Source organism: Candidatus Lernaella stagnicola (assembly GCA_030765525.1).
Classification (GTDB): Bacteria; Lernaellota; Lernaellaia; order Lernaellales; family Lernaellaceae; genus Lernaella; species Lernaella stagnicola.
The window spans coordinates 1-23,824 of the sequence record JAVCCK010000037.1; the positions used below are offsets into that span (position 1 = coordinate 1).

The window sequence follows — 23,824 nt, forward strand, 5'->3', positions numbered from 1 at the left end:
CCTGGGCGGCGCGTTGGGTCTGCCGACGCACGGACGTGATATCACGGCTCCTGGCGATCCGCAGGACGGCGAAGGCACGAACCCGGAAGACGGCGTGTTTGTCGGGTTGAATATTACTCCGACGGACGCCGGCATAACGATTACGGCCACGGCCGAGGGCGGCGAAGAGTCGGCGTTCCTGCCGCGCGTCGTAGCCGACAGCGTGATCATTCAGAACGTCTATTTTGCCAAAGATGAGTTCACCAGCACTCCGCAAGGCGGCTGGTGCACCGAATAGACGTGCAACGGTACAACGCCATAACAGATCGTAAGTGAGAAGCGGGGAGCGGGCTTCGGCCCGTTCCCCGTATTGATGTAGGCGGCCCACGGGCCGTGAAACGTCCAAGGATTTCGGGGGAGAGGATGGCATCACTGCGTAACGTTTCGGTAGGCGCCCTAGTATTTGTATTACTGTTCGGCAGCGTGGTGTGGGCGCAGGATGACGAGAGTTCTTTTTCGTTAAACGGGTACATTCAGACGCAATTCGGCGTGTTCGTTTCGCAATACGAGAACAAGCGAGACGAAGACGGCTTCCCGAAAGAGCACGGGGGCTTCTACGGCCAGGCGTCGATGTTCCGCAATACGCTGCAACTGGAATCGACGTGGCAGCCCTTTGAGCAAGTCGCCGTATTCGCAATGTTCCGCGGCGTACGTTCGGCGAGTTTGCTGGCCGACCGGTTTGCCCAGTTCCCGGAGTTGTTTGCCGATACCTCGTGGAATTACGACCCGAACGTGCAGCGCGAAAAGCGGATGCATGTATGGGATAAGTATTACAACGAGGCCGAATTCCGCGAACTGTATGTCGACGTCTATCCGACCGATTGGTGGAGCCTGCGCCTGGGTCGCCAGCAGGTCGCGTGGGGTGAGTCGGCTAACGCCCGTTTGCTTGACGTGATCAACCCGATTGACTCGACGTGGCACGTGAGTATTTTCGAGGCGTTCGAGGAGCAGCGGATTCCGCTGTGGATGGGCAAGACGCTCTTCGACATCGCCCCGATCAGCGCAAGCATTGAGGGCGTTTTCGTGCCCTTGATCGACGATCCGGAAGACACGGTAACCGTACCGCTGACCTTCGTCGGCGCCTGGGGTTTGCCGGTTACGCAGAAGAACGATTTTCAGTCGAATCTGAAAATTGTGCGTAAGACCTTGCTATATCCGGAAAACGATCTTACCGACTCGCGCTACGGCTTGCGATGGAAGCACATTATCGGCCCGTTCACCTATACCTTAGTGTATTACCACGGCCACAACATGTCGCCGCCGATTCAAAAATACGCCGAGCAGACAAAGAATCCCAACGCCGAAGGCTTCCGTGAAGTGGAAGTCTTTCTCGATTTTCCGAAGCAGGAGCATTATGGCTTGTCGTGGGAATGGGTGATGCCCCAGCCGGTCAGCACGGTGCTCCGTTTCGAAGGAACCTTCCTGCCGGGCCGGTATTATCCGGTTAACTCCTTCCTGGCGCCGGGCACAATGACCAGCCCGCGGCGCCGCGGTGGTTGGTTTCAATCGCCGACCAACGCGGACAAGCTACGGGCCGATTTCCACCGCGAACGGAAAGACACCTACAACTACGGTCTCACCTTGCTGCGGCCGAATCAAATTCGCTGGCTCAATCCGACAAGCTCAATCATCGTTCAGGCGCAGTTTATCCAAACCGTTATTCCCGGTGGCGCGCAGATTAAAGAGGAATTTGCTGACGGTACAAAAGAAGAGAACGAGGATTGGTTCGTCACGGCCATTACCGGATACGACTCATCGAAAATCTCGGAGATCCAGACAATTTACGCCTTCGGCATCCTGACCAGCTATGCCCACGGTCTGGTGTCGCCGTTTATTGTCGGGGTTTACGACGAGAATTCGAAGTCCGGTATTTTGTCGACGTCGCTTAATTTCACTCTCGGTAATAGCTGGCGTATCAAGGCAGCCTACAACGCCATCGAGGGCGAGCACCCTTATAAGGGCCTGGGCCTATTCCGGGATCGCGACGAAGTCAATGTCCGCGTGCGGTACCAATTTTAGACAATCATAGCGGAACGCTTGGAGGAGTAGACATGTCGAGGAAAACATTCGCATTCATCGTCGTCGCGGCGATGTTACTTGCCGTCCCGGTTTTGGTTACCGGCGGTGCCATCACACGCGGCAATTGGGGTAGTTCGGTGGGATTCGCCGTGGACAAGAATCCAGCCGGTTTCCAACCGAATCAGGTCATCGACGCGTCGAATATCGGTCCGGTGGAAAAGCTGCTGCCGCCGTCTATCGTCTTGCTGGCCAAAAAGTACAAGTACAAGTTGTGGACGAAAAACTACGAAGCCTACGTGCCGTCCAACAGCTACATTGCGGCCACCAACAAATATCTTGGACAACCGCAGGCAATCGACGTGGGAGCGAGCGCCCGGAAGAAGGGGCTGAAAAGCTACAACGCCGGGTTGCCGTTCCCGAATCCGAAGAACGGATACGAAGTTTCCTGGAACTACACTTACAACTACCTCGGCGACGATGCGGCGAACGAATTCGGCGTGTACTGGATCAACGCCAAACGCGGCGTCGAGCGCAGCGAGGAATGGACGTGGGACTACATCGCCCGCTCCATGTTCCGGACGGACATCGCGCCGAAACCGCATATTCCCGAGGCGGCGGCGAAAAACATCCAATACTATTCAATGACCACCTGCCTGAAACCCTTCGACAAGAAAGGCTTCACGGCCCTGTATTGGCGTTATGTAGAGCCGAAGGATCAAGACGGCTACATTTACAATCCGGCGCAACGCCGCCCAATTCGTTTTTCCTTCGGCACCCGCGGTGACGCCTGGAACAACACCGACCTCCTGTACGAAGACGTGCGCGGTTACATGGGCTATCCCGAGTGGATGAAATGGAAAATTCTCGCCAAAGGGACCTTCCTGGCGCCGATGAACTCCGAGATCCCGCACGGCCGCCAGGCGGTGAAACAGGTGTTCGATTTCGACAATGCGCCCTATTGGAACTTCAAAGCGAAATACGAACCACGTCCCATGTACGTGTTGGAAGTAATACCGAAATTCCGGGACTACCCGTACAGCAAGATGATCTTCTACGTCGACGCGGAATCCTATTTCATCCTGTACAAGGAAGCGTACGACAAAAAGGGACAGCTCTGGAAAATTCTGATCAACGCTTGGAACAAGTCGCCGAATGCCGCGTCGCAACCCGCCGATATCGGGACCTCGGTCGTGATCGATTTGCAGGGCGAGCACGCGACGGCGTTCGGTTGGTTCAAGTCGAAGGTGAACGTCGGTCTGAAACCGTCCCAATTCACCTTGGCCAATCTGCGCAAGAACGCCCGGTAACCGCCGGTTGAATTCAAAGGCGGGGCGGCCGGCCGGTCGTCCCGTCATCCGATAGCAACTGACGAAAGGGCGCGGCTTACCGTGCCCGTTTGTGCATTTTGTCAAAGGAGATGAACGGAATGAAATTCCGACTCGGCTTGTGCCTGGTTGTCGCCGGTGTTTCCCTCGCGATACTCGGCGGGGCGACGGGTGTCGTATTCGCGCTCACCAACGGCGATTGCCCGACGCTTGCGTACCGTGACCGCCTCTTCGACGCGACGTTCGCTACCGAAGACCAGGGATGGGTGGTTGGCTATCCGGGCATCGTGCTCACCACGCCCGACGGTGGCAAATCATGGAAACGAGCCTGTGACCTTTCCGAGCAAGCCTTGTTTGCGGTGGATTTCCTAGACGCGGACCACGGTTGGATTGTGGGACGCGCCGGCAAAGTCATTTCGACGGCTGACGGTGGAGGAAACTGGTTCAAACACGACGCCGTGTGCGAGGAACCGCTTTTCGACGTTGATTTCGTCGATTCACAGCATGGCTGGGCCGTGGGCAATTTCGGGCGTGTGATTCGCACGGTGGATGGCGGCAAGACGTGGATTAAGGAAATTCTCGAGCCCATGGCCAACGCCTCCATCAACGCGCTGTATATGCACGACGCGCAAAACGGCTTTCTTGTCGGCGAGTATCCGGCGTGGGAAGCGGCGCTGGATGAGGACGTGTCGGCCGATACGCTGAGCAACATGTTCCGCACGCACGATGGTGGTGCGACCTGGGAAATCGTCCAGGTGGGAACGCACTTCGCGCTCTACGATATCGTTTTCCGCGACGCGCAGCATGGTTGGGCGGTGGGCACGAAGGGTACGCTGGTGCGCACGGTCGACGGCGGCGAGACGTGGGAGAAAATCGCGACAGGCACCGAGGTGAACCTGTTTAAAGCGGCTGTCGCGCCGGATGCGGTCTATGCCGTGGGCGTGGCGGGCGTCGTGCTCAAAATCGTTGGCGACAAGGTGGAGATCATTGACTTGAAGGCCTATTCGTGGCTGGCTTCCGCGGCGTTCTCACCCAAGGGTAACGGTATCATCATCGGCGGGCGTGGCACTTTGTTTTTCAAAGAAGAAGCCGGCGCGGATTGGAAACGATTGCCGTTTAGTATCTGATTTTTCCGGGGGCGTCGGGAGCGCATTAACGCGCTTTGTGCCGCGGCCGTAATAAAGGGACAGTGATGAAAGAGGGTAGTTGGATTACGAAATCCGGGCGTCTGGTGATTCGCTATCGATATGCGACGCTCGCGATCATTCTATTGTTGACGGCTTTCTTCGGTTATCAGGCGACAAAGGTCGAGTTGAAAACACCGACGATCGACCTGTTTCCCAAGGATCACGAGTACGTCCAAACCTATGTCGAGTACGAGGAAGTGTTCGGCGGCGCGAACGTATGTCTGATTGCTTTGACGGTCGAACAGGGCGATGTGTTCAACACCGAAACCTTTGCCAAGATTCGTGATTTTACGAAGGCGTTGGAGTTGTTGCCCGCGGTTAACAACTACCAGGTGCTCTCGATCGCGCAGCGCAAGATCAAGAAAACCTATTTGGAGGAATCCGAGGGTCTCGCGCACCACAAGTCCGAACCCATTATGTGGCCGAATATTCCGAAGACCGCGGAAGAGATCGCGCAAGTTAAGCACGATATTTACACCACCGGTCGCTTGCACGGCACCTTGGTGTCGCTGGACGACAAGGCCGCGCTGATCGCCGCCGGCTTCCTGGATTTTGGGTTGGTGAATCCCGCCGAATCGTTGCGCCAGATTATGCAACGGGTGGCGGAAGTGGAGGAACGTGATCCGGAAGAGAGCCTGCGCAATCTTCAGGCCGCCATCGAAGGGCAGCCCTTCACGCTCGACGACACGCTTTACGGCGCCATTTTGAAGATTGCCCAAAGCGTCGAAGACGACAATACGAAGGTTCATATGATCGGCCGGCCGATTCTCCTTGGCGTGGTCGAAAAGAATTTCAACCAGCTTTATTGGATCTTCTTCCTGACCATCGCCTCGATCATCTTCGTGCTCTTCTTGTACTTCCGCGACTTGCGCGGCGTGCTCGTGCCGGTCGTAACGATGCTGATCTCGGCTTGCTGGGGGCTGGGCATCCTGGGCCTGATCGGCTCGCACTTCAATCCACTGGTGATTGTCGTTCCCTTTGTCATCAGCGCGCGAGCGCTATCGCACTCGGTGCAGTTGATCGAACGATTTATGGAGGAATACCGCAACCGACGAGACCGCTCCGAGGCGGCCGTGGCCACGTACGCGGGCTTGTTCAAGCCGGGTATGCTTTCGATCATCACCGACGCCGCCGGCGTGTTCATCGTCATCCTGACGCCGATCCCACTTATGGAAAAGCTGGCCATCATGGGCGGCTTCTGGGTACTTTCGATCATCGTCTCCGACATGATTTTCAACCCTGTGGTTCTTTCCATTTTGCCGCCGCCGTCGCTTGAAAGCCTGGAGAAGACAGGTTGGCAGGATCGGCTGCTGGCGAAAGTGGGAGAGATTACCCAAAGTCGGGCTCGCGTCCCGATTTTGATCGGTACCGCCGTTGTGTTTTTCGTCGGCCTGTTTTTCGCCCGCAATTTGGTGATCGGCGATGTGCATCCCGGCACGCCCTTGCTGTGGCCGGACTCGGTGTACAACCAAGATACCAGTGCGGTCGGCGATAAATTCGGCAATACGGAATCGCTGTCGATTATTCTGGAGGGCATCGGGAAAAACGCCATCAAGAATCCGAAGGTGTTACGCGTGGCCGAGGGGCTGCAACGCCACCTCGAAGAACTGGACGAGGTGCATTCGACCAGTTCAATTGCCGACTTGTTGCCGGAAATCACGCGCATCATGCACAGCGACAATCCGAAATGGGAGTTGATTCCCGAAGACCCGCGAGAGGCCGGACTGTATCTGGAAATCCTCTTTTCCGGCGTTGAGCCCGGCGATCTGGCGCGTTACATCACCAACGATTTTAAGGACGGCAACATCGCCGTCAATCTGCGCGATCACAAGGGCGAAACGTTGCGTGCCGTGGTCGCCGCCGCCAAGGAATACATCGCGAATAATCCGATGATCGACGAAAACTACGAGCCCGACGAAATGGAGAAGGAGCGAATCGCGAAGCAGGGCGGCAATCCCAAAGAAGTGGCGCGCTTCCGGCTCGCCGGCAACTATGGCGGGTTGCTCGCGGCGATCAACGAGGCGATCGTCCGTTCCGAGGCGAAGGTGACGATTCTCGCCTTCACGATCGTTTTCGTCATGTGTCTCTTCGCTTATCGCAGCGCCCTGGCGGGCGTCCTGTTTATGATCCCCATTGCGTTGTCGAACTACCTTACCTACGCGCTGATGGGTGCGCTGGGCATCGGATTGGACGTCAATACCCTACCGGTTGTCGCCTTGGGGGTCGGCCTCGGCGTGGATTACGGCTTATACGTCGTGGGCCGCCTTGAGGAGGAGTTCATCAAGAGCGGCGGCGATTGGGGCGTAGCAACGGCTCGTTCGATCTCGACGGCCGGTAAGGCGGTCTTGTTTACGGCCACGACCATGGTGGCGGGCATCATCTTCTGGATGTTCAGCTTCCTGCGCTTCCAGGCGGAGATGGGAATCTTGCTGGCTTTCTGGATGATCATTTCGATGATCGGCGGGCTGCTGTTGTTGCCGATCCTCGTTTACATGATCAAACCGAATTTCATCGCCAAGTCGCTGCACAGAGGTCCGACCGTGGGGGCTTAAGGCGAGTAGTCGAGATAACTTCCGTCAACCCAATTCGACCCGGTAACCGTTCCGGAAGCCGGGTCGATTCTTATCCAGGCGAGCGCGGCGTCCGACGATATCGTGCCGAAACCCTCGATCGCCAGCGTGTACGGTGTCTGCTCGGCCGCGATCACCGCATCCAGGAAATCAAGACCGGCGATGGTGTAAGCCAGGCGCGTATCGTCACCGCCCGCTGTTACCGTGGGCGGTGCGAGTTCGTCCGTGCCCGGTGCAAACACGGCTAAGAAGTTTGCCGCGTCGGTTTGCGTGTGGGCCTGAAGTACCGAGTGCGTGTGGTACTCGTAATGAGCGTAGCCGTGCTCGTTTTCCGCTTCCGTCAACGCCGCTTCCGGTCGCGCTTGCACGTGGATGTTCATCAACGCCTGCGGTCGATCCACGACAGCGCCGTCGCCGGTCAGCGTAAAGACACCGTCGGTGTCGCCGCCGGCCAGGGTATGGGCTTGCCACGTGTAGTCACGCGTATAAAAGGACGCGATGCGGTCGCTGATCACGAAGTACTCTTCCCCGATCAATAACAACCACCTCTCTACGTCGGTCAAGGCGTAAGACGACTCGACACGCGTGGCTCGGAAGGGCGGTTCGTCGACGAAATCCGTCAGGTACGCGTCAGTGTCGGCCAACAAGTAAAACAACCCGTTGAAAGGCCCGGCGCCGTCGGCGAGGATCAAGTTGTGATTGTCGGCGAAGCAAACCCGCGATCGATCCGACCAGCCGATATAACCGGAGTCGATGACGAAATACTCGCCCAGCGCATGCAGCATGAAGCTGGTGGCGTCGGCCTGTTCGTGGCCGATTCCCGACAGTCGCGCGATGCCGTGTTCCCCGTTTAGCAGGCCGAAAAACGCGTCGCCGTCCCAGCCGGAGCGCAGTATGTTCTGACCCGCTTCGGGCATCGCCACGCTGTGGTAAGGCGGTAGTTCAGAGGCGGGCAGGGCGTCGAGAAACGGCAGTTCGAAAATTGCCAACGCCGAAACCGTGTCGGTGCAATCACCGCTTTGCTCAACATGCCAGGCGAAATCGGGGCGGTTGGCGAAGCGGGCGAGCGCACTGGAATAGCCGCAGCCGAGGTTGCTGTCGTCCAACGGCGCGTTCTTGCCGCCGGGCATGTTCACCGCAAAACGCCAGTCGAGGATTTGCTGTAAGCGCGGATCCGTGAGGGGATCGGCGACTTCCTGCACCGTCGGGAAACAGGGGACCTGGAGGCGCGCGCGGCAAACCGTGCGATAGGGCAGTGCCTCGCCTTGTGCGACGTTGTGGTAGATCACCGCGAAGGGCAGGAAAGTCACGATGGTGTAATCGAGGTAGCTGGGGCCTTCGGCCTGCCCGCCGCCGGGCGGCATTTGGAACTCGAACAGCACCCACGGCACCGTGCTGAGACCCAAATTGACATACTTGGCCGATTCGGGGACGTCGTTGAATGTCATACCGGTTACGGCTAAGCCCGAGGTCAATTTAATTACGTGGTTGTTCGGCGTGAACATGGCGATCGGGATCGTGACGTACATGTCGTACAGAATTGCCACGTAATCCAGAATCGCGTTGCGCATGCGGTCGGCGTCTTCGGCGTCGATCAAATCGAAGCCCACCAGCAAATCGTAGGCGAGGCAATGGTGGATCAACGCCGTACTACCGTGGATCGTGCCCTGGTCCCATTCACCCAGCGACCACATCCAGATGTCGAAATACAGTGACGCGGTGATCTCCACCGCCTTGGCTGCGGCGGCTGCATCGTCATTTACCAGCGCCGAAAGAGCGGCGGCCGAAGCGGTATAGCCGTTGGTTTCGTCGTAAGAAAAATCGTAGGCGTCGGGATCTTGGATGATGGGGTCGCGGCGCGCATATCCCGCAACGCGCGAAAACAGGCGGGTCGCCTCGGGATCGCCCGCCAGAACACGATCTTTGACTGCCAGCCAACCGGCTTGATCGGTCACGAGACGCGGGTGGCCGGACCACTTCGGGTGCCAAGCCGAAGCGTCGCCCGGATCCAGTGGATCGGTGCCCTCGCGCAGTTCGCGGAAATCCGTGATGCCGTCGCGGTCGCTATCCGGAGCGATGACGATGGGGTGCTGTGTCTGGGAAGCGGTCGCGGCGTGAAGCGACCAGTCCGTCGCGGCGCCCTGGTCCGGCGGCACGTCGCAGGCGTTAAGCGCGAGCGCGAGGAGCGCCAGCCAGATCATGTGCCGCCAAATCATCTTCATGTTTCCCCCAAGGAACACGGAAGTATAAACTGGCTTTCCGCAAGTTTCCAGCATCGCTGCTGCGGTATCCGTAACCTTCAAAAATTGGGGGCGCTGGACAGCGTTGCCAAATCGTGGCAAAGGAAGCGCACTCGACGGACGGGAGGCGGTTTGAGGCGAAGCATCGACTGGCGCGTGCACGCGGCCTTGTTGTGGGTGCAGATCACGTTCGGCGGTTTCCACGTATTCGGGAAGTATGTGCTCGAGCACGTTCCGCCGCTTGCCGTGGCGGGGATCCGAATTCTGGGCGCCACGCCGCTGCTTTTCCTGCTCGCGTGGGTTGTCGAGCGCCGTTTGCCGCGGTGGCGCGATTTACCCTGGTTGGCCGCGCTGGGTTTTCTCGGCGTGTTCGCCAACCAAATCCTGTTCATGATCGGCCTCAAGCTTACAACGGCGACCAACGCGGCGATTATGATGCCATCGATTCCCGTGTTTACCGTGGCGATCGCAGCGGCATTCGGGATTGAGCGCATCGGCTGGCGGCGGGCGATGGGCGTGGGATTGGCCGTTGCGGGTGCGTTGGTGGTGCTGAACCCATTCGGGTTTTCGTTAGCTCCGGAGCGGTTCTACGGCAACCTGCTGATTTTACTTAACTGCTTGAGCTACTCGGGCTATCTCGTGCTACAGCGACCGGTTCTGAAGCGGCTGCCGCCCCTGACAACCGTGGCCTGGGCGTTTCTTTTCGGCGGCACGGGCATCCTGCTGGTTTCGTGGCCGACGGTGGTCGCCGTCGACTACGGCGTGCTGCCGAAACTGGTGTTCGTCGGTCTCGGCTATTCGGTTTTGATCCAGACGACCATCAACTATGCGCTGCAGATGTGGGCCATGGATCGCTCGATGCCCTCGCTCGTTTCGGCTTATAAAACCCTGCAACCGATTTCGGCCGCCCTATTGGCCGCGGTGTTTCTCGGGGAGATCATCGGTTGGGTTGAAGCGGCAGGTTTCGCGACGATTATCGGCGGGTTGTTCCTCGTAACCCGTGTTTCCAACAATAGGAAAGGCGCTTTGCCAAGCTAGGGGCGCCGTTCAGGCAACGATAAGCAACGGACGGTGGCACCGGCGCGCCGAATCGGCTAAAAGAAGACTATGCTCAAGAAAACACTAATTGCGGTGACGGTGCTGTTGGCCGCCCTGATTGTGGCGGTTGTTCTATGGCTTAACCAGGAACGCTTCTTCGGCCGGATGGTTATGCCGGAAGACACGCTGGCGTTCGCGGAGCAGATCAAGCAAGTCAGGGCGACCCAAAAGTGGTCCGACGCATCCGATTACGAACCGCAGCTTCGTCGTAACACGCTGTTGAAGTCGCAACGCTTGGGTTGCGGATTTCTGTACAACAATCAAAAGCCCGAGGGAAACTTCAACTACGAATACGATTACGTGAAGCGTACGCAAAGCGAGGGCGATAACCAAGTGCGCCAAGCCGGCGCGTTGTGGGGCGTCGCGCTTTGCCACTCTTTTGACCCGACCAGCGAGTCTCGCAAGGCGCTTGAGAAAGGGCTCGATTTCTTTTTCCGCTACACGCGCGACGGTCCCGACGACAGCCTCTGTGTTTACTATCCGGGGCAGAAAACGATGGCGACGGGAACCATGGCTTTGGTTTCGCTGGCAATCATCGAGTACCTTCGGTTCGAGCAGGAATTGCCGGATGCTCGGCGAGCCGAACTGCTGGAGAAACTCGACGGATACCTGAAGTTCATCAAAGCCATGCAGTTTACGGCCGGGGATTTCAGCTACGGCATGACTCGTCCTCTTAAGGTGAAGGTCGGGCGCTCGAGCCCCTATTTCGACGGGGAGTCCCAACTGGCGTTGGCCAAGGCGATCAAGGTTCTCGGCAAGACGGAGTATCTGCCCACCCTCAAAAAGGCCGTTGCGAAGACGGCCAAGAAATACACTGTCGATGCGTGGCGCGAAGATCGGCAGGACAGCGACCTGACCAAAAGCTTTCACCAATGGGGCAGCATGGCGTTCTGGGAATACCAAGACGCCGGGTGGGAGCATTCGGACGCCTACGCCGATACGGTCGTCGCGCTTGGTTGGTGGATGATCTATACGCACCACACCTTGCGTCGCACGCGAAACACGGCGTACGCATACGAGGGACTCGTTCATTCCTATCGGCTCGCCAAGTCGCAGGGCGATACGGTTGCCGCGGCCGATCTGGCGCGGGTCATCGACAAGGGCTTGTCGAAGCTTACGTCATGGCAGGTGGAAGGGCCGCTTCGCCGCGAGAATAGCTTCCTGCGCAAGCACCGCACGGACGACCCGTTGGCGATCGGCGGTATCATGAACCACCGCCGCGAACCGGGATTGCGCATCGACGTCACGCAGCATCAGATGCACGCCGTGATTTTGGCCTTGCAGCATGTGTACGCGGAATAGGGGCTAGGCGCTCAGGGCGTGACCGCCGGCGTGGCGCGAGGCCGATAGAGCCGGATTCCATCTTTATCCCAGGCGAGTTCGAAACGCGGATCGGTCGTGAGACGCTCGCGCAATGCGGCGCATTCAGCAGGTCCGGGGTGCGGACAACTTCCTTTCTCATCGACCAGCACAAAATCGTAGCCCTCGTCGTCATAGGCGACATTTGAGAGCAACGCGCGATGACGCACTCGGGGCGCGAAGAAATAGAACTCGAATTGCATCAAGTAGGAACGATTGGCGTCCAGGGAATCGAGGATCTCGCCGCGCAGGTCGTCGTGGGCCGAGGGAGTCAGCGACCGGCCTTGAGCGGCGCGGGTCAGCGGTACCGGGCCGTAATCCACGGGTGTCAAAAAGTAAAAGGACAAGAACCCGGCGAGTACGAGGAGTACCGCCGCCCATTTACCCGCCGCTTCGCCCCAGCGCGCGTGCCCCCAGTGCCCCAGACGCGCCGCACCCTCCAACGAGGCAATGATGAAAAAGGGCAAGGTCAAAACAAGGCCCGTATTGAAGTGCGAAAAGAGAGGGTTCATGAAGCGCACGGCCCACGCGGTCCGCGGGTCGAGTTCGACCAAGCCGTAGGTCGAAACCAGCATGTATCCCAACTCGGGCAGCGCGGCGATTAACCATGCGGGCGAAATCAACGGCAGCCCGGCGAGGGAGAGCAGGAGGACTAGGAAGGTGCCGTTGCGCCAATAGAAGAGGTTTTCCAGGACGAAGCCCGGCCGCTCCCAGAAGGCGCGCAGGAAGTCTACCGGGGATTCACCGTAGGCCGTGAGGTGCAGCATGTTGGCCGGCGGCTCGATGTCGGAAAGCGAGCGTACGGCTAGGTAGATGACTGCGTTCAGAACCAACCAACCGGCCGCCGCGAAGACCGTTGCGCGTCCGAACCAGCGATCGCGACGACGCCAGAGGATCCAGAAGCCGAGCAGGAGAATCCCCGGCGTGATGTTTGCCTGTGCCGCGCAGGCGATGATCACCGCGACGACGTACGCAATCGGGCGGCGGCGTTGGTAAGCAGCGAAGGCCAGCAAGGCGGCCGGGACGACAATCATGTTTTGGCGAAAGCCCGCGAGGGAGGCGACGATGAGAAAGGGGTTGAGCGCCATGAAAAGCGTGAGCAACAGCGGCCAACGCGGCGTGCGGAACAAGGGGCGGGCGGCGACGTAGACACAAAATACGGCAAGGCCGAATACCGCGGCGACGATCACCATCAGGGTATAGGGCGAGGGGACGAAGAAGTAGCACAGGAAGTAGAGAACATACGCTTGGCAAAGCGCCGCGCCGTAAAGGTGAGCGGCGTCGAGAAAGTCGAATCGCCCACTGCGAACTTCGTCCAGGATGGACATCACGTTCGCGTAATCGAACGTTGCGTAATGAAATGTATGCCACTTGGCGACCTGCAGCCACAGATTCACACCGAAAAAGGCCAGCGCTAACCCACCCGCGGCCAGTACGCCGTAATGCGCGGCGAACCACCGCGATAAACTGTTTGTTTTCGATGAATCCATGCTTACGACACGCTACGGAGCGGGGCGGGCGGTTGTCAAGAAAGAAAGGTCCGCGCAGTGGGCCGCTTTCGGCCCTGCAGCGATCAGACGATTTTTCCCAACGTCGCGAGGATGGCGTCGTAGTCGGCCTCGTTGCCGACTTCCGTGACGAGTTGAATGTATTGGATCGCGCCTTTGCGGTCGATTACGGCGCTATTCGAGCGCCGCGGGAGACTGTTCCAAGGAGGCGTCGTTGGCGTCCGAATGGGCCGCGTCGCTCACGGCGAGTTCTGTCTCCCGTCGCTTTTCCCTGTACCTGTAAATCAGCAACGCCGCGGGCAAGCCGACGAACATCAAGAAGAAGCCGAAGTTGCCCCACGTGAAGGCCAACCAGTCGTTGAATTTCGCGAGCGGGAACATAAGTCCGTGCATGAAGAATATCCACGCGGCGCTGATCGTCGCGAACCAATGCGCCTGCCGGTCGCGGCCCGGTATGAGGAACACCACGAGCATCAGGTAGTAGTAGCGTGAGGTAACCATCAGCGCAAAGATGAGGACATTGCCCAGCGGCACCACCCAATGGTCGTCGTCGATTTTGATCCACATTGCGGCGAGGGCGAGGCCGACCAATAGCAGCCATAGCGCGCGAGACGAAACAGGTCGGTTGGCATAATTTTTCTCGCGCTCCGGCACGCGGATGTGATTCCCCGGATCGGCCGAATCGATACACATCAGTCTAGTCAGGCCGAATTTGTTGGCCGCGAATCGAATTTCCTCGGCGTGCATTGTGATGTTCTTCGCGAACTGGACGGTCGATTGAAGCCCCTTACCCTGCGTCAAGCCGAGTAGCCCGGCCAACACGAAGGTGATGGTGAACGAGGCGAGGAAAAACGTCTGCTTGCGCGGCAGTTTGCGTTCCTTCCAGATACGACGCAGCCAAATTATGCCCGGACCGGCGAGGAACACCATCGGGAAAATGCGCAGCGCCGCGGAAAGGGCAAAGAACGCGCCTGACGTCGCCATGCGGTTCCGCCGATAGAAAACCATCGCCAAGATCAGCGTGTGCAACCACATGAACTGGAAAAAGGTCGGATGGAAATGGGAAGGGTAGTACCAGTTAACGTTGGTGAAAATGAAAATGAGCAACGCCGAGTCTAAGCCACACAGAACCGCCAGCGCGATCAAAACCAACACGAACATCAGGACGTCCACGACGCGCCAATAGGTGTGGGCTTTGCGGTTCTTTACCTCGATATGCTGTGCCACGGCGCCGGGCAAAACGTTCCAAAACGGCGCCGGATTAAAACCGTGATCAGTAAGTAATTTGTTCCAGGTGTCGACGTCCGTTTGGCGCAGCATCGGCCCCACGTCGCTTCTGAACTCCTGCCACCGTTCGGGCGTGAAAATTTGCGGCCCCTCGCGGCGCGCCTCGTTCAACGCGTGATCGTACTTTTGCCAACTGTAATCTTCGAGATTGCGGATCCGGCGAACGTGGCCTTTGAGACGTTGTGACCCCTGGTCGTCGACCAAAAGCGTCATGCGGTACAGGCTGAAATAGCCGAGTTCGTCGAAGTATTTCGAACCGATGAAGTAGTGGAAGGTGCCGTAACTACCACGTTCGAGATAGCGTGTAAGCCGCACGTGCACTTGCGTTCCGTAAACAAACAGGGCGATCAAAACCAGCGCCACGGTTGCGGGCCAACGAGGTTTTTTGTAACGCGCAAGAAAATACCGGCCGATCACGACCGCGGCGGTCGCCATACAGATCCACAGCGCAATATTCGGAGTGTCCAGACTGCGCATCAGGCGAATCATACTTCACTAACCACTTGGTATGAGGGAATCCAAAGTATCTCGAATCACACTCCCTTAGCACACAAACCGGGGCTCGGGCAAGAATGTCGCGTTGACCGGCCTGGCACAATGCGGCAACGTGTGGCCATGAATCAAGACCGCATTCACGTACTCGGGTTGGCGGCGAGCCCGCGTCGCGAAGGTAACAGTGAGACACTGCTGGACGCCTTCTTGGACGGAGCCGTCTCCGCGGGAGCCGTTATCGAGAAAATTCGCTTGGCGGAGCGGAAGATCGCTCCGTGCATTGCATGCGAAAAATGCTACGAGACAGGCGTCTGCTGCCTGCAAGACGACGCCGCCGATATCCTCGAAAAACTGCTGGTTGCCCACGTGATTGTCCTGGCGACCCCAGTGTATTTCTATTCCGTCACGACCCAAGCCAAATTGTTGATTGACCGCTGCCAGGCTCTTTGGGCGCGGCAGGAGTTACTTGGCCAAACGCGCCGGCACCGTTCCAAGGGGGTCCTTTTAGCGGTAGCCGGTAGCCGGGGTGAGAAGCTTTTCGACGGCGTGCGCTTGACGACGAGGTATTGGATGAACACGTTTCTGGCTGACTTGGTTGCCGAACGCGTGTTTCGCGGCGTAGATGATCGTGACGGTTTCTGTCGCCGTGCAGCAGATCTTGAGGACGTTCGGCGGCTGGGAAAAAGCGTCGCGGAAGAAATCATCTAGGAACCAGAGAAATAGGAGAAAAGCTATGACGCAAATCGAAGTCGGCAAAAAAGCCCCTAATTTTGAACTCCCCGACGCCAATGGCAAGCAGGTGCGGCTCTCGGACTTCCACGGAAAAAAAGTAGTGCTTTACTTTTATCTGAAAGACAACACGTCCGGTTGCACCAAAGAGGCGTGTAGCTTTCGCGATCACAGCGGCGCCTTTCATAGGCGGGGCGCCGTGATCATCGGCATCAGCCCCGACAGCGAGAAGAGCCACCAAAAGTTTATCGAAAATTTCGACCTGCCGTTCACGCTGTTGGCCGACACGGAACGCCGCGCGGCGGAGAGTTACGGCGTGTGGAAAAAAAAGGGCATGTCCGGCAAAAAGGACATGGGCGTCGAGCGGTCGACGTTCATCATCGACGAAACCGGCATTCTGATTGAAGAGCATCGCGAAGTGAGTGTTCCCGGTCACGTCGAGGCGATGCTGTCGGCGATAACTGGATAGACGATTTTAGTTGAGCGTCGCCGTGGCAAAGGGCGGCAGCGGGCAGTCCAGCGAAAAGGATATCAACCGCAGCAACTCGGCTTCCTGCATCGTGATCTTCTCGTCGGCGAGCGCGCAATGCGCCGCGGCGTCCAACACGGTTTCCTTCACTTTGGGAAAAGCGCGAGACAGACGCATCAGCGCCGTGCCCAACGCGCCGAAATCGAATCCCGCACCCACCGCGAATTCAGGAGTCGCGAGGGGGAAGTTCGCGAGACGCGCCGCACCCTTGGCAAACGCAACCTCTGCCGCCGGCGGGTCATCCGCCTGGCCGGCCTGAGCTATCGCACGCAGGAGGGCGGCGACTTCGTTGCGCAGCGGTTTGAGTGAACGATAAGACATCGAGGGGGCACCGCCTTTTGCCTGACTGAGGCGGTGAGTGACCAGCCAGTGCAGGGAAAATTCGTTCAAGGCGAGTTTCCCGTCCGCCATCACGAGTTGCTCCAGCGTATGCGTGAAGCTCGACAACGCCGGCACGTCCAATTCACGCAGCGCGGGCAGCGCGAGGTCAGCCAACGGTAACCGCTGCGCCTTGGATAAGTCGGCGGTTTGCAAGTGTCGCGCGGCCACGTCCCGCGAAAACTTTTCGTCTTCGGCCTTGGTCAATATCCTCAACTGTTTCTCTCGTTCGTCGGCGTCATCGTCGAGGAGCAGAGCGAAGATCACCTGTTGCGCGCCCCGTGGGGTTTCACATTGCGAGCGCAGATCAGTTGGTATGCCGCGTACGAGCGCCACCGCGATGGCAACCTGTGCTTCGCGCACGGTACCGACTTGCGTAACGATGTCTTCCGGCTTGACGGCGGTCGGCGCGCCGGGACCAAAACCGGAGACGGCGGCTTCGAATCCCGCCGTCGGTCCAGAGGAAGCGGCGGCCGGTTTCGCGTCCATCGCCTTGAAATCGGCGTCAATGCGGCTGATGCGGTCGGCCAGGGGCGGGTGTGTGGCCAATATGAATGACAGCCACGGCTTGCGATCCTCGCCGAAGAACATGTGACTGGCCTGTCGGGCTTCCGGGGTTTCGATGGCCGAACCGATACCGCCGATTTTCTTGAGTGCACCGGCGATGCCGTCGGGGTTACGCGTGAATTGAACCGACGAGGCATCGGCGAGGAATTCTCGCTGACGCGAAACGGCGGCTTGGATAACGCGGCCGATGAAAGTGCCGATATAGCCGATCAAAAGCAATCCTAAGCCGAGCAGCATAATCGCCCCGGCGCCCTTGTTGCGGCGTGAAAAACGCATGCTGTGCAGCATGTGGACGCCGATGATGCCGAGCACCAAGATGCCGAACACGATGCCGATCAGCTTGATATTCAACCGCATGTCGCCGTTGAGGATGTGGCTGAATTCGTGCCCGATGACGCCTTGCAGTTCTTCGCGGTTTAGCTGCTCCAGCGTGCCGCGGGTAACAGCCACGACGGCGTCATTGGGCGAGTGTCCCGCCGCGAAAGCGTTGATGCCGGCTTCATCGTCCAGCACGTAGGCCGGAGGGACAGGCGTGCCGGCGGCAATCGCCATCTCTTCCACGACGTTGAGCAGGCGGCGTTCGTGCCGGTTGGTCGTGTTTTGGGGAACGCGACGGCCCCCCAGCATCTCGGCGACTTTTTCTCCGCCGCCGCGCAGCGAGGTTGTTTTGTAGAGACTGGCGAGGGCCACGAGGCCGATCACGGCCGCCGCGACAATGGCGAACACGACCGGATCCCACCACGGCACGAGTTCGGCTTGGTCGCTCGTATCCGACATGAAGAACACGAACATGGTCAGGAAGTAGACGGCCACGACGATCAAGGCGACCGCCAATAGGAAAAGCAGCAGCAACCAAATCGTACGTTTGCGTGCGCGTTCTTGATGGTCAAAAAAGTTCATCACGCGCGGACGGACGTCGGCCATAGCGACGGACCTCCTGAGAGGGTGGCTTAGCTGAAAGAGACTTTGGGCGCCTTGCGTTCCTCGGCTGATTCAATCGGCTCGAGCAACTCGGCGGCGGTGAAGCTGAACATGCCCGCCACGACGCTGTTCGGGAATTTCTCGCGGCCGATGTTGTACACCGTGACCGCGTCATTGAAAGCCTGGCGTGCGAAGGCGACCTTGTTCTCGGTCGACGTCAACTCTTCCTGCAGTTCCAGGACATTCTGGTTAGCCTTCAGGTCCGGATAGGACTCCGACAGCGCGAAAAGGCGACCCAACGCACCGGTCAGCATGCCTTCGGCTTGCATCAAGCCGCTCATGGCTCCGGGTTCGCCTGGATTGGCCGACGCTTTTTGGTTGGCGGAAACCGCGGTGTTGCGGGCTTGAATGACTGCTTCAAGTGTTTCGCGCTCGTGTGCCATGTAGCCCTTGACGGCTTCGACGAGATTCGGAATTAAGTCGTAACGTCTCTTGAGTTGCACGTCGATTTGCGCGAAGGCATTTTTGAAACGGTTGCGCAAGGTCACGAGGTTATTGTAGACGGACACGAAGAATAATACTAAAGCGACGACGAGAACGCCGATTACGATAGCTGTAATCAACATATGAACCCCCTATTTAGGTGTGATGATCGATACAAATTAAGACACCACTACGAGGTGACGGTTCCGTCTCCCGCCAAGAATATAGGACGCCTGGGACGAGACGTAAACCGAGTTCTAGCTTTCAACGCCGGTTAGGTTGGGAACTTCGGGTAGCTCGTCGGAGCGCGTGAGTTCCAGCACGTCGATCAAAGCTTCCGGGTCGTTGTAGAAAACCGCGCCCGCGCCTTCGAAGAAACAATGCTTTTCCACGAGGTGAATCGACAGCTCAGTGAAACGTACGGCGCGCCCCGTGCGCAAGCTCTTCACCGTGTACACCGTTTTTTGAAACATACCCGGATGCGGCCAGGGGCAGGCGAGTTTGCCGCGGTTTTCGTCGGCGGTTACTTCCCATTTCTCCTCGACAGAAATCGGTGCGCCGAAACCGGCAAGCCCGGCCCGGCCGACCCGGCGCATGGCGTCGGCGATCGCCTCGCACGTTACGCCCCGGCGGAGACAGGCGGCGTGCTGGTCGGAGATGATTTCCGGCAGCGGTCGATCATCGTCGCCGAGAAAGCCGTCTTTGGAAATCACGCCCGGCTTCATCTTGGCCAAGGCCTGCGCCATGTCCGGCGGCAGTTTCACGGCTTGGCCTTTTTCGCTGCGTTCGTTCACCATTGATGGCTCCCGGGTTTAGGAGAACTTGTCGAAATAGATATTATCTTCGGGCAATCCGTGCTTTTTTAGCACTTCGACGCACGCATCGATCATGCCGGGGCTGCCGCACAGGTATCCTTCCCACATCGCGAGATCAGCCTCCACGAGGCGGTCGACGGCTTCGGTGATCAATCCCGTTTCACCCTTCCAGTCACCCTCGGGTTTGAAGAGGGCCGGAATGAATTTGAAGTCCGGAATTTCGCTTTCGAGTTGTTGCATCAACTCGGTGTGATACACGTCGCGCTCGGTGTTTGCGCCGAAGAAAAAGCGCACGGGTCGCGGGTTCTTTGCCGCGGCCATTTCGCGCAGCATGCCTTTGAAGGGGGCCATGCCGCTGCCGCCGGCAATCATGATGATCGGCGCGTCGGTCTCGCGCAGGAAGAAATCGCCGTGCGGTCCGTTCACCGTCACCTCGTCGCCTTCTTTCAAGTGATCGTGCACCCAGGTCGTGCAGATGCCATCGGGAACGCGGCGGATGATGAACTCCACGTGACGTTTGTCGGCCGCGACGGAGGACATCGAATAGGCGCGGTAAACCGATTCGTCCACGTCGCCGTATTCCGGCGTCTGCAACTGCATGTACTCGCCGGTTTGATAGTCGATTTCAGGCGGATCCACCAGTTCGATCAACACTTCCTTGATGTCGTAGGTTAACTCGGTGATGCGCTTGACGACGCCCTCGTATTCGCTAATCGAGAACAGCTTCTCCGGGATGCGGATACGCATGTCGTTGCGCACCTTCACTTGGCAGGAGATGCGCATGTTGCTTGCGACTTCGTCGGGCGAAAGCCACGATTCCTCGGTTGGCAGCACCGGGCCGCCGCCCTCGTCGATTCCGCAGCGGCAGTAACCGCAACTACCCCGGCCGCCGCAAGCGCTCGGGATGAAGATGCCTTCGCCGACCAGTGCCGAAAGCAGGCTGCCGCCGCCGTCCACTTTCACTTCGCGCTTACCGTCGTTGATGTCGATGGTGCACTCGCCGTAATTGGCGATGTAGCGGTCGGCTACTTCCAATGCCACGGCCAGGACGGCCCCGATGCCGCCGACGACCAGCATGCTCAGTAGAACCGTGCTCATTAAGCGTCGACTCCTTCTACTGTACCTGCACCATGCCGCTGAAACCCAGCACGGCGAAGCTCATCAGGCCCGCGATGATCAACGCGATACCCGCGCCTTCCAGGGCCGGCGGAATGTTGGCTCGGGCGATTTTCTGCCGAATGCCCGCCATGGCGACCAAAGCCATCGCCCACCCCACGCCGCCGCCGAAACCGAAGGCGAGGGCTTGCAGGAAATCATAGTTGCGGATGATGACAAAAAGACTGGCGCCCAGAATCGCGCAGTTGACGGTGATCAGCGGCAGAAAAATGCCCAGGTTGATGTGCAGGACCGGGCTGGTTTTTTCGATGATGATTTCCACCAACTGCACGAACGCGGCAATGACAATGATGAAAATGATGTACCAAAAGTGGTGCAGGTTCAGCGGCATCAGCAGGTAGTAGTACACCAGCCAATTGATCCCGGAGGTGACGGCCATCACGAAAATGACCGCCGCGCCCAGGCCCCAACTCGCCTTAACCTGGCTGGACACCGACAGGAACGAACACATGCCCAGGTAATTGGACAGCAGGATGTTGTTCGTGAAAATCGCCGCGAACAGTATGACCAGCGGATTGATGGGCAAACCTACTTCGGGCATCCGCGTCTCCTTTATTTCTCGTTTTCACCCGTACGGCCGGTCCAGCCGCGGATGATCCAAATGACAATCGCCAGCGTGAAAAACGCGCCCGGCGCCATCACCATGATGATCCATTTCGTGAAGCCATCGCCAAACAGCGTCAACTGCAGCGGCGTGCCGTAGAACAACGTGCCGAAACCGAGGATCTCGCGCGGGAAGGCGATAGCGAACATGATCGCCGCGTAACCCAGGCCGCTGGCGAAGCCATCCACGATCGACGGCCACACCTTGTTCGATCCCGCGAAGGCCTCGGCCCGCCCCATGATGATGCAGTTCGTGATGATCAGGCCCACGTACGCGCCCAGCGCCTTACTGATGTCGGGCAGGTAGGCCTTGAGCACCAGGTCGAAGGCGATGACGTACGCGGCGATGATCAACACCTGCACCATCATGCGGATACGGCGCGGCGTGACGTTGCGCAGCAGGCTCACCGTCGCGCTGGACATCACCGTGACGAACACCAGCCCGATGTTCATGATCGCCGTGTTGACGATCAGGTTGGTCACCGCCAGCGTCGAGCAAATCCCGAGAATCTGCCGAAATACCGGGTTGTCTTCCCAGAATCCGGTCCAGAAAATCTTCCTCGTTTTTTTGCCGACCAGCGCCATCCTCTATCCTTGTTGATCCGCGTCCGCCGCCGTCGCGGGCGAATCGTCGAAATGCTCTCGCAGCAAAGGAAACACCCGCCGCCATTGCGCGAAATCACGGGGCAGAAAAACGCCGAGCCCGGCCACCGTCGTTTGCGACGCGCCGGTAATGGCGTCGAGCTTGTGCGGGTCTTGGCCCATGGTGCCGTCGGGTACGACCTTGAATTCCGGCGTCGCCAGCTTGCCGCGGAACTTGGCGCGATACTGATCTTCCTCGATCCGCGCGCCCAGGCCGGGCGTTTCGCTGTGCTTGGTCCACACGACCGAGCGAATCGTCTTGCCGTCCGGCTCCACGGAAATCAGCCCTTCGACCGGTCCCCAAAAACCCTTGCCGCCCACGACGAAGGAATACGCCGTCGGCGTGCCGCTTTTGTCTACCACCGCCCACACGCGCTTAAAGACGGTTGCCTGCGGGCCGGGAGGGGTAGTGGTCAGTCGCAGCTTGCCGTCTTCTTCAACGACCCAGAGCGAGCGGATTTGTTCGGCGATCACCTTTTCCAGTTCGGCGTTCGAGGTGGCGTCGGAAATGCCGGTCAAGTCGAACACGCCCACGATGCTCCGGTTGGTCGCCAGCTTCTTGTTGGTCTCCACGATCGGGTTGGTCGTCACCGCGAGCACCGACAGAACGCCCGCGAAAAGAGAGCTGATCGCAAACATGTACACCGCGGAAAAGGCGCGCGTCTTGGTGAAGCCTTTCTTCTTGGCGCTCATGGCGTCGCCCCTTTGGCGGCGTCGGCCTTGGCTTTCGCGGCGGCTTTTTTGGCGCGCTGCCGCTCGCGCACGGTGTAGTCGATGATCGGCGCGAAGGTGTTGCCCAGCAGCACCGCGAACATGAAGCCCTCGGCGAACTGGCCGAAGGTGCGGATCACCACCGTCGAGATGCCGATGATCGCCCCGTACACCCAACGGCCGATGTTCGTGTTGGCGCTGCTGACCGGGTCGGTCACCATGAAAAAGAGGCCGAGCGCGAAGCCGCCCGTCAGCACCATGTAGAGCGGGTTCACCGGCGTTTCGCTGTTGATGCCCAGGTTGCCGGTGAAATAGAACGCCGTCTGCAAACCCACGGCGAACAGGGCCGTGGCCAGCACGCTTTGCCACGCGGCCCACTTGCGCAGCATGACGTACGCGCCGCCCGCCGCCACCAGCACGAAGCTGATCTCGCCCGCCGACCCCGGGATGAAGCCCAGCGCGGCGTCGACGTAATCGAAGGCCTGCCCCTGCTCGACGGCGACCAGCGGCGTGGCCCCGGTGAAGGTGTCGACGAGCCAGTTGTCCAGGCCGCGGGGGAAGGCGTCGGTCGCGGCGTTCCAGCGGGCGGTCATCTGCACGGGGAAGGTGATGTACAAGAAGGCGCGGCCGACCATCGCCGGGTTGAAGGCGTTATTGCCGAAGCCGCCGAAGACCATCTTGCCGAACACCACTGCGAACACGATGCCCACGGCGGCCATCCACAGCGGCAGGCTGGGCGGCAGGATCAGGGCGAAGAGCGTGGCGGTGACGAATACGGACGAGGTCACCGGCTTGCCCTGCCGCCAGGTGAACAGGCCTTCGGTGAGGATGCTGAGCGCAAACGAGAGCGCCAGCATCGCCAGCACGCGCCAGCCGAAACTGTAGATGCCCCACAGCGCCGCCGGCGCCAGGGCCAGCGTGGTGCCGATCATCGGTTTTTGGATTTGAATCCAGCCGCGTTTGGGCTTGGTGAAACCGAGGAAGGTGGGCCGGGTTTCCGGGGCGGGTTGCGTTTGGTCAGCCATGGCGAAGGCGCGGTCCTTTCCACGGTGTTCCGGCGGTTTTCTTTAAAGCCGGGTAGGACAAAACCAACGGCTCGGGGTCGTTGCACGTGCCGATTTCAGTGCGCGAAGTGTGCCACAAAGG

20 protein-coding genes are annotated in these 23,824 nt (G+C 59.0%); 9 read left to right on the forward strand and 11 right to left on the reverse strand.

Going from position 1 to position 23,824, the window contains the following annotated elements; genetic code table 11:
- From P9L99_16885 to P9L99_16905, 5 genes are all read left to right on the forward strand, one after another.
- The coding region (locus tag P9L99_16885) for a hypothetical protein (GenBank protein MDP8225038.1) at positions 1 to 277 on the forward strand (277 nt) is incomplete at its 5' end.
- Positions 278 to 402: 125 nt separating this feature from the next.
- Positions 403 to 2,058 (forward strand): hypothetical protein, encoded by a 1,656-nt coding sequence (locus tag P9L99_16890; GenBank protein ID MDP8225039.1) that lies wholly within the window; start codon positions 403 to 405, stop codon positions 2,056 to 2,058.
- A gap of 32 nt (positions 2,059 to 2,090) precedes the next feature.
- On the forward strand, positions 2,091 to 3,365 hold the full coding sequence (locus P9L99_16895) for a DUF1329 domain-containing protein (GenBank protein ID MDP8225040.1): 1,275 nt from the start codon (positions 2,091 to 2,093) through the stop codon (positions 3,363 to 3,365).
- A gap of 119 nt (positions 3,366 to 3,484) precedes the next feature.
- Positions 3,485 to 4,510 carry a YCF48-related protein gene (locus tag P9L99_16900; GenBank protein ID MDP8225041.1) on the forward strand — a complete coding sequence of 342 codons (1,026 nt, stop codon included), beginning with the start codon at positions 3,485 to 3,487 and terminating at the stop codon, positions 4,508 to 4,510.
- Between the two features lie 65 nt (positions 4,511 to 4,575).
- On the forward strand, positions 4,576 to 7,122 hold the full coding sequence (locus P9L99_16905) for an MMPL family transporter (protein ID MDP8225042.1): 2,547 nt from the start codon (positions 4,576 to 4,578) through the stop codon (positions 7,120 to 7,122).
- On the opposite strand, the gene P9L99_16910 is transcribed toward P9L99_16905, so the two are convergent.
- Complete coding sequence (locus tag P9L99_16910; protein MDP8225043.1) at positions 7,119 to 9,362, reverse strand: heparinase II/III family protein; 2,244 nt, start codon at positions 9,360 to 9,362, stop codon at positions 7,119 to 7,121. The genes P9L99_16905 and P9L99_16910 overlap by 4 nt on opposite strands.
- A 150-nt stretch (positions 9,363 to 9,512) precedes the next feature.
- Here P9L99_16910 and P9L99_16915 point away from each other — a divergent pair, with 150 nt between their 5' ends.
- Positions 9,513 to 10,418 carry a DMT family transporter gene (locus P9L99_16915; GenBank protein MDP8225044.1) on the forward strand — a complete coding sequence of 302 codons (906 nt, stop codon included), beginning with the start codon at positions 9,513 to 9,515 and terminating at the stop codon, positions 10,416 to 10,418.
- 69 nt (positions 10,419 to 10,487) lie between these two features.
- A complete protein-coding gene (locus tag P9L99_16920) occupies positions 10,488 to 11,780 on the forward strand; it encodes a hypothetical protein (protein MDP8225045.1) in 1,293 nt (430 codons plus the stop codon).
- 11 nt (positions 11,781 to 11,791) lie between these two features.
- On the opposite strand, the gene P9L99_16925 is transcribed toward P9L99_16920, so the two are convergent.
- A complete protein-coding gene (locus tag P9L99_16925) occupies positions 11,792 to 13,327 on the reverse strand; it encodes a DUF2079 domain-containing protein (protein ID MDP8225046.1) in 1,536 nt (511 codons plus the stop codon).
- Positions 13,328 to 13,519: 192 nt separating this feature from the next.
- Positions 13,520 to 15,121, reverse strand: a complete 1,602-nt coding sequence (locus tag P9L99_16930) for a hypothetical protein (GenBank protein ID MDP8225047.1) — start codon at positions 15,119 to 15,121, stop codon at positions 13,520 to 13,522.
- A 126-nt stretch (positions 15,122 to 15,247) separates the two neighbouring features.
- On the opposite strand from P9L99_16930, the gene P9L99_16935 reads away from it, so the two are divergent.
- Both P9L99_16935 and P9L99_16940 read left to right on the forward strand, forming a co-directional pair.
- Positions 15,248 to 15,832, forward strand: coding sequence for a flavodoxin family protein (locus tag P9L99_16935; GenBank protein MDP8225048.1), 585 nt, complete (start codon positions 15,248 to 15,250; stop codon positions 15,830 to 15,832).
- A 25-nt stretch (positions 15,833 to 15,857) separates the two neighbouring features.
- Positions 15,858 to 16,322 (forward strand): peroxiredoxin, encoded by a 465-nt coding sequence (locus P9L99_16940; protein ID MDP8225049.1) that lies wholly within the window; start codon positions 15,858 to 15,860, stop codon positions 16,320 to 16,322.
- A gap of 6 nt (positions 16,323 to 16,328) precedes the next feature.
- Here P9L99_16940 and P9L99_16945 read toward each other — a convergent pair whose 3' ends face one another.
- The 8 genes from P9L99_16945 to P9L99_16980 form a co-directional block, all read right to left on the reverse strand.
- Entirely contained in the window at positions 16,329 to 18,251 is a 1,923-nt protein-coding gene (locus P9L99_16945) for a M48 family metallopeptidase (protein MDP8225050.1), read from the reverse strand.
- Positions 18,252 to 18,277: 26 nt separating this feature from the next.
- Complete coding sequence (locus tag P9L99_16950) at positions 18,278 to 18,874, reverse strand: LemA family protein (GenBank protein ID MDP8225051.1); 597 nt, start codon at positions 18,872 to 18,874, stop codon at positions 18,278 to 18,280.
- 114 nt (positions 18,875 to 18,988) lie between these two features.
- Positions 18,989 to 19,528 carry a hypothetical protein gene (locus P9L99_16955; GenBank protein ID MDP8225052.1) on the reverse strand — a complete coding sequence of 180 codons (540 nt, stop codon included), beginning with the start codon at positions 19,526 to 19,528 and terminating at the stop codon, positions 18,989 to 18,991.
- A 15-nt stretch (positions 19,529 to 19,543) separates the two neighbouring features.
- Positions 19,544 to 20,644: an FAD-binding oxidoreductase gene (locus P9L99_16960; protein ID MDP8225053.1), complete on the reverse strand. Its 1,101-nt coding sequence runs from the start codon at positions 20,642 to 20,644 to the stop codon at positions 19,544 to 19,546.
- Positions 20,645 to 20,660: 16 nt separating this feature from the next.
- On the reverse strand, positions 20,661 to 21,263 hold the full coding sequence (locus tag P9L99_16965) for an Rnf-Nqr domain containing protein (GenBank protein ID MDP8225054.1): 603 nt from the start codon (positions 21,261 to 21,263) through the stop codon (positions 20,661 to 20,663).
- A gap of 11 nt (positions 21,264 to 21,274) precedes the next feature.
- Positions 21,275 to 21,910 (reverse strand): electron transport complex subunit RsxE, encoded by a 636-nt coding sequence (gene rsxE, locus P9L99_16970; GenBank protein MDP8225055.1) that lies wholly within the window; start codon positions 21,908 to 21,910, stop codon positions 21,275 to 21,277.
- A 3-nt stretch (positions 21,911 to 21,913) separates the two neighbouring features.
- Positions 21,914 to 22,660, reverse strand: a complete 747-nt coding sequence (locus P9L99_16975; protein MDP8225056.1) for an FMN-binding protein — start codon at positions 22,658 to 22,660, stop codon at positions 21,914 to 21,916.
- The gene (locus P9L99_16980) at positions 22,657 to 23,703 is read right to left on the reverse strand and encodes an RnfABCDGE type electron transport complex subunit D (protein MDP8225057.1); all 1,047 of its coding nucleotides are present in this window, start codon (positions 23,701 to 23,703) and stop codon (positions 22,657 to 22,659) included. The genes P9L99_16975 and P9L99_16980 overlap by 4 nt, the downstream gene beginning before the upstream one ends.
- Between the last annotated feature and the right edge of the window lie 121 nt (positions 23,704 to 23,824).

What these genes read in the sequence shown, in the direction of transcription:
- P9L99_16890 (MDP8225039.1), top strand. Translation starts at nt 403, where the DNA reads ATGGCATCACTGCGTAACGTTTCGGTAGGCGCCCTAGTATTTGTATTA.
- P9L99_16895 (MDP8225040.1), top strand. Translation starts at nt 2,091, where the DNA reads ATGTCGAGGAAAACATTCGCATTCATCGTCGTCGCGGCGATGTTACTT.
- P9L99_16900 (MDP8225041.1), top strand. Translation starts at nt 3,485, where the DNA reads ATGAAATTCCGACTCGGCTTGTGCCTGGTTGTCGCCGGTGTTTCCCTC.
- P9L99_16905 (MDP8225042.1), top strand. Translation starts at nt 4,576, where the DNA reads ATGAAAGAGGGTAGTTGGATTACGAAATCCGGGCGTCTGGTGATTCGC.
- P9L99_16910 (MDP8225043.1), bottom strand. Translation starts at nt 9,362, where the DNA reads ATGAAGATGATTTGGCGGCACATGATCTGGCTGGCGCTCCTCGCGCTC.
- P9L99_16920 (MDP8225045.1), top strand. Translation starts at nt 10,488, where the DNA reads ATGCTCAAGAAAACACTAATTGCGGTGACGGTGCTGTTGGCCGCCCTG.
- P9L99_16925 (MDP8225046.1), bottom strand. Translation starts at nt 13,327, where the DNA reads ATGGATTCATCGAAAACAAACAGTTTATCGCGGTGGTTCGCCGCGCAT.
- P9L99_16930 (MDP8225047.1), bottom strand. Translation starts at nt 15,121, where the DNA reads ATGATTCGCCTGATGCGCAGTCTGGACACTCCGAATATTGCGCTGTGG.
- P9L99_16935 (MDP8225048.1), top strand. Translation starts at nt 15,248, where the DNA reads ATGAATCAAGACCGCATTCACGTACTCGGGTTGGCGGCGAGCCCGCGT.
- P9L99_16940 (MDP8225049.1), top strand. Translation starts at nt 15,858, where the DNA reads ATGACGCAAATCGAAGTCGGCAAAAAAGCCCCTAATTTTGAACTCCCC.
- P9L99_16945 (MDP8225050.1), bottom strand. Translation starts at nt 18,251, where the DNA reads ATGGCCGACGTCCGTCCGCGCGTGATGAACTTTTTTGACCATCAAGAA.
- P9L99_16950 (MDP8225051.1), bottom strand. Translation starts at nt 18,874, where the DNA reads ATGTTGATTACAGCTATCGTAATCGGCGTTCTCGTCGTCGCTTTAGTA.
- P9L99_16955 (MDP8225052.1), bottom strand. Translation starts at nt 19,528, where the DNA reads ATGGTGAACGAACGCAGCGAAAAAGGCCAAGCCGTGAAACTGCCGCCG.
- P9L99_16960 (MDP8225053.1), bottom strand. Translation starts at nt 20,644, where the DNA reads ATGAGCACGGTTCTACTGAGCATGCTGGTCGTCGGCGGCATCGGGGCC.
- P9L99_16965 (MDP8225054.1), bottom strand. Translation starts at nt 21,263, where the DNA reads ATGCCCGAAGTAGGTTTGCCCATCAATCCGCTGGTCATACTGTTCGCG.
- rsxE (MDP8225055.1), bottom strand. Translation starts at nt 21,910, where the DNA reads ATGGCGCTGGTCGGCAAAAAAACGAGGAAGATTTTCTGGACCGGATTC.
- P9L99_16975 (MDP8225056.1), bottom strand. Translation starts at nt 22,660, where the DNA reads ATGAGCGCCAAGAAGAAAGGCTTCACCAAGACGCGCGCCTTTTCCGCG.
- P9L99_16980 (MDP8225057.1), bottom strand. Translation starts at nt 23,703, where the DNA reads ATGGCTGACCAAACGCAACCCGCCCCGGAAACCCGGCCCACCTTCCTC.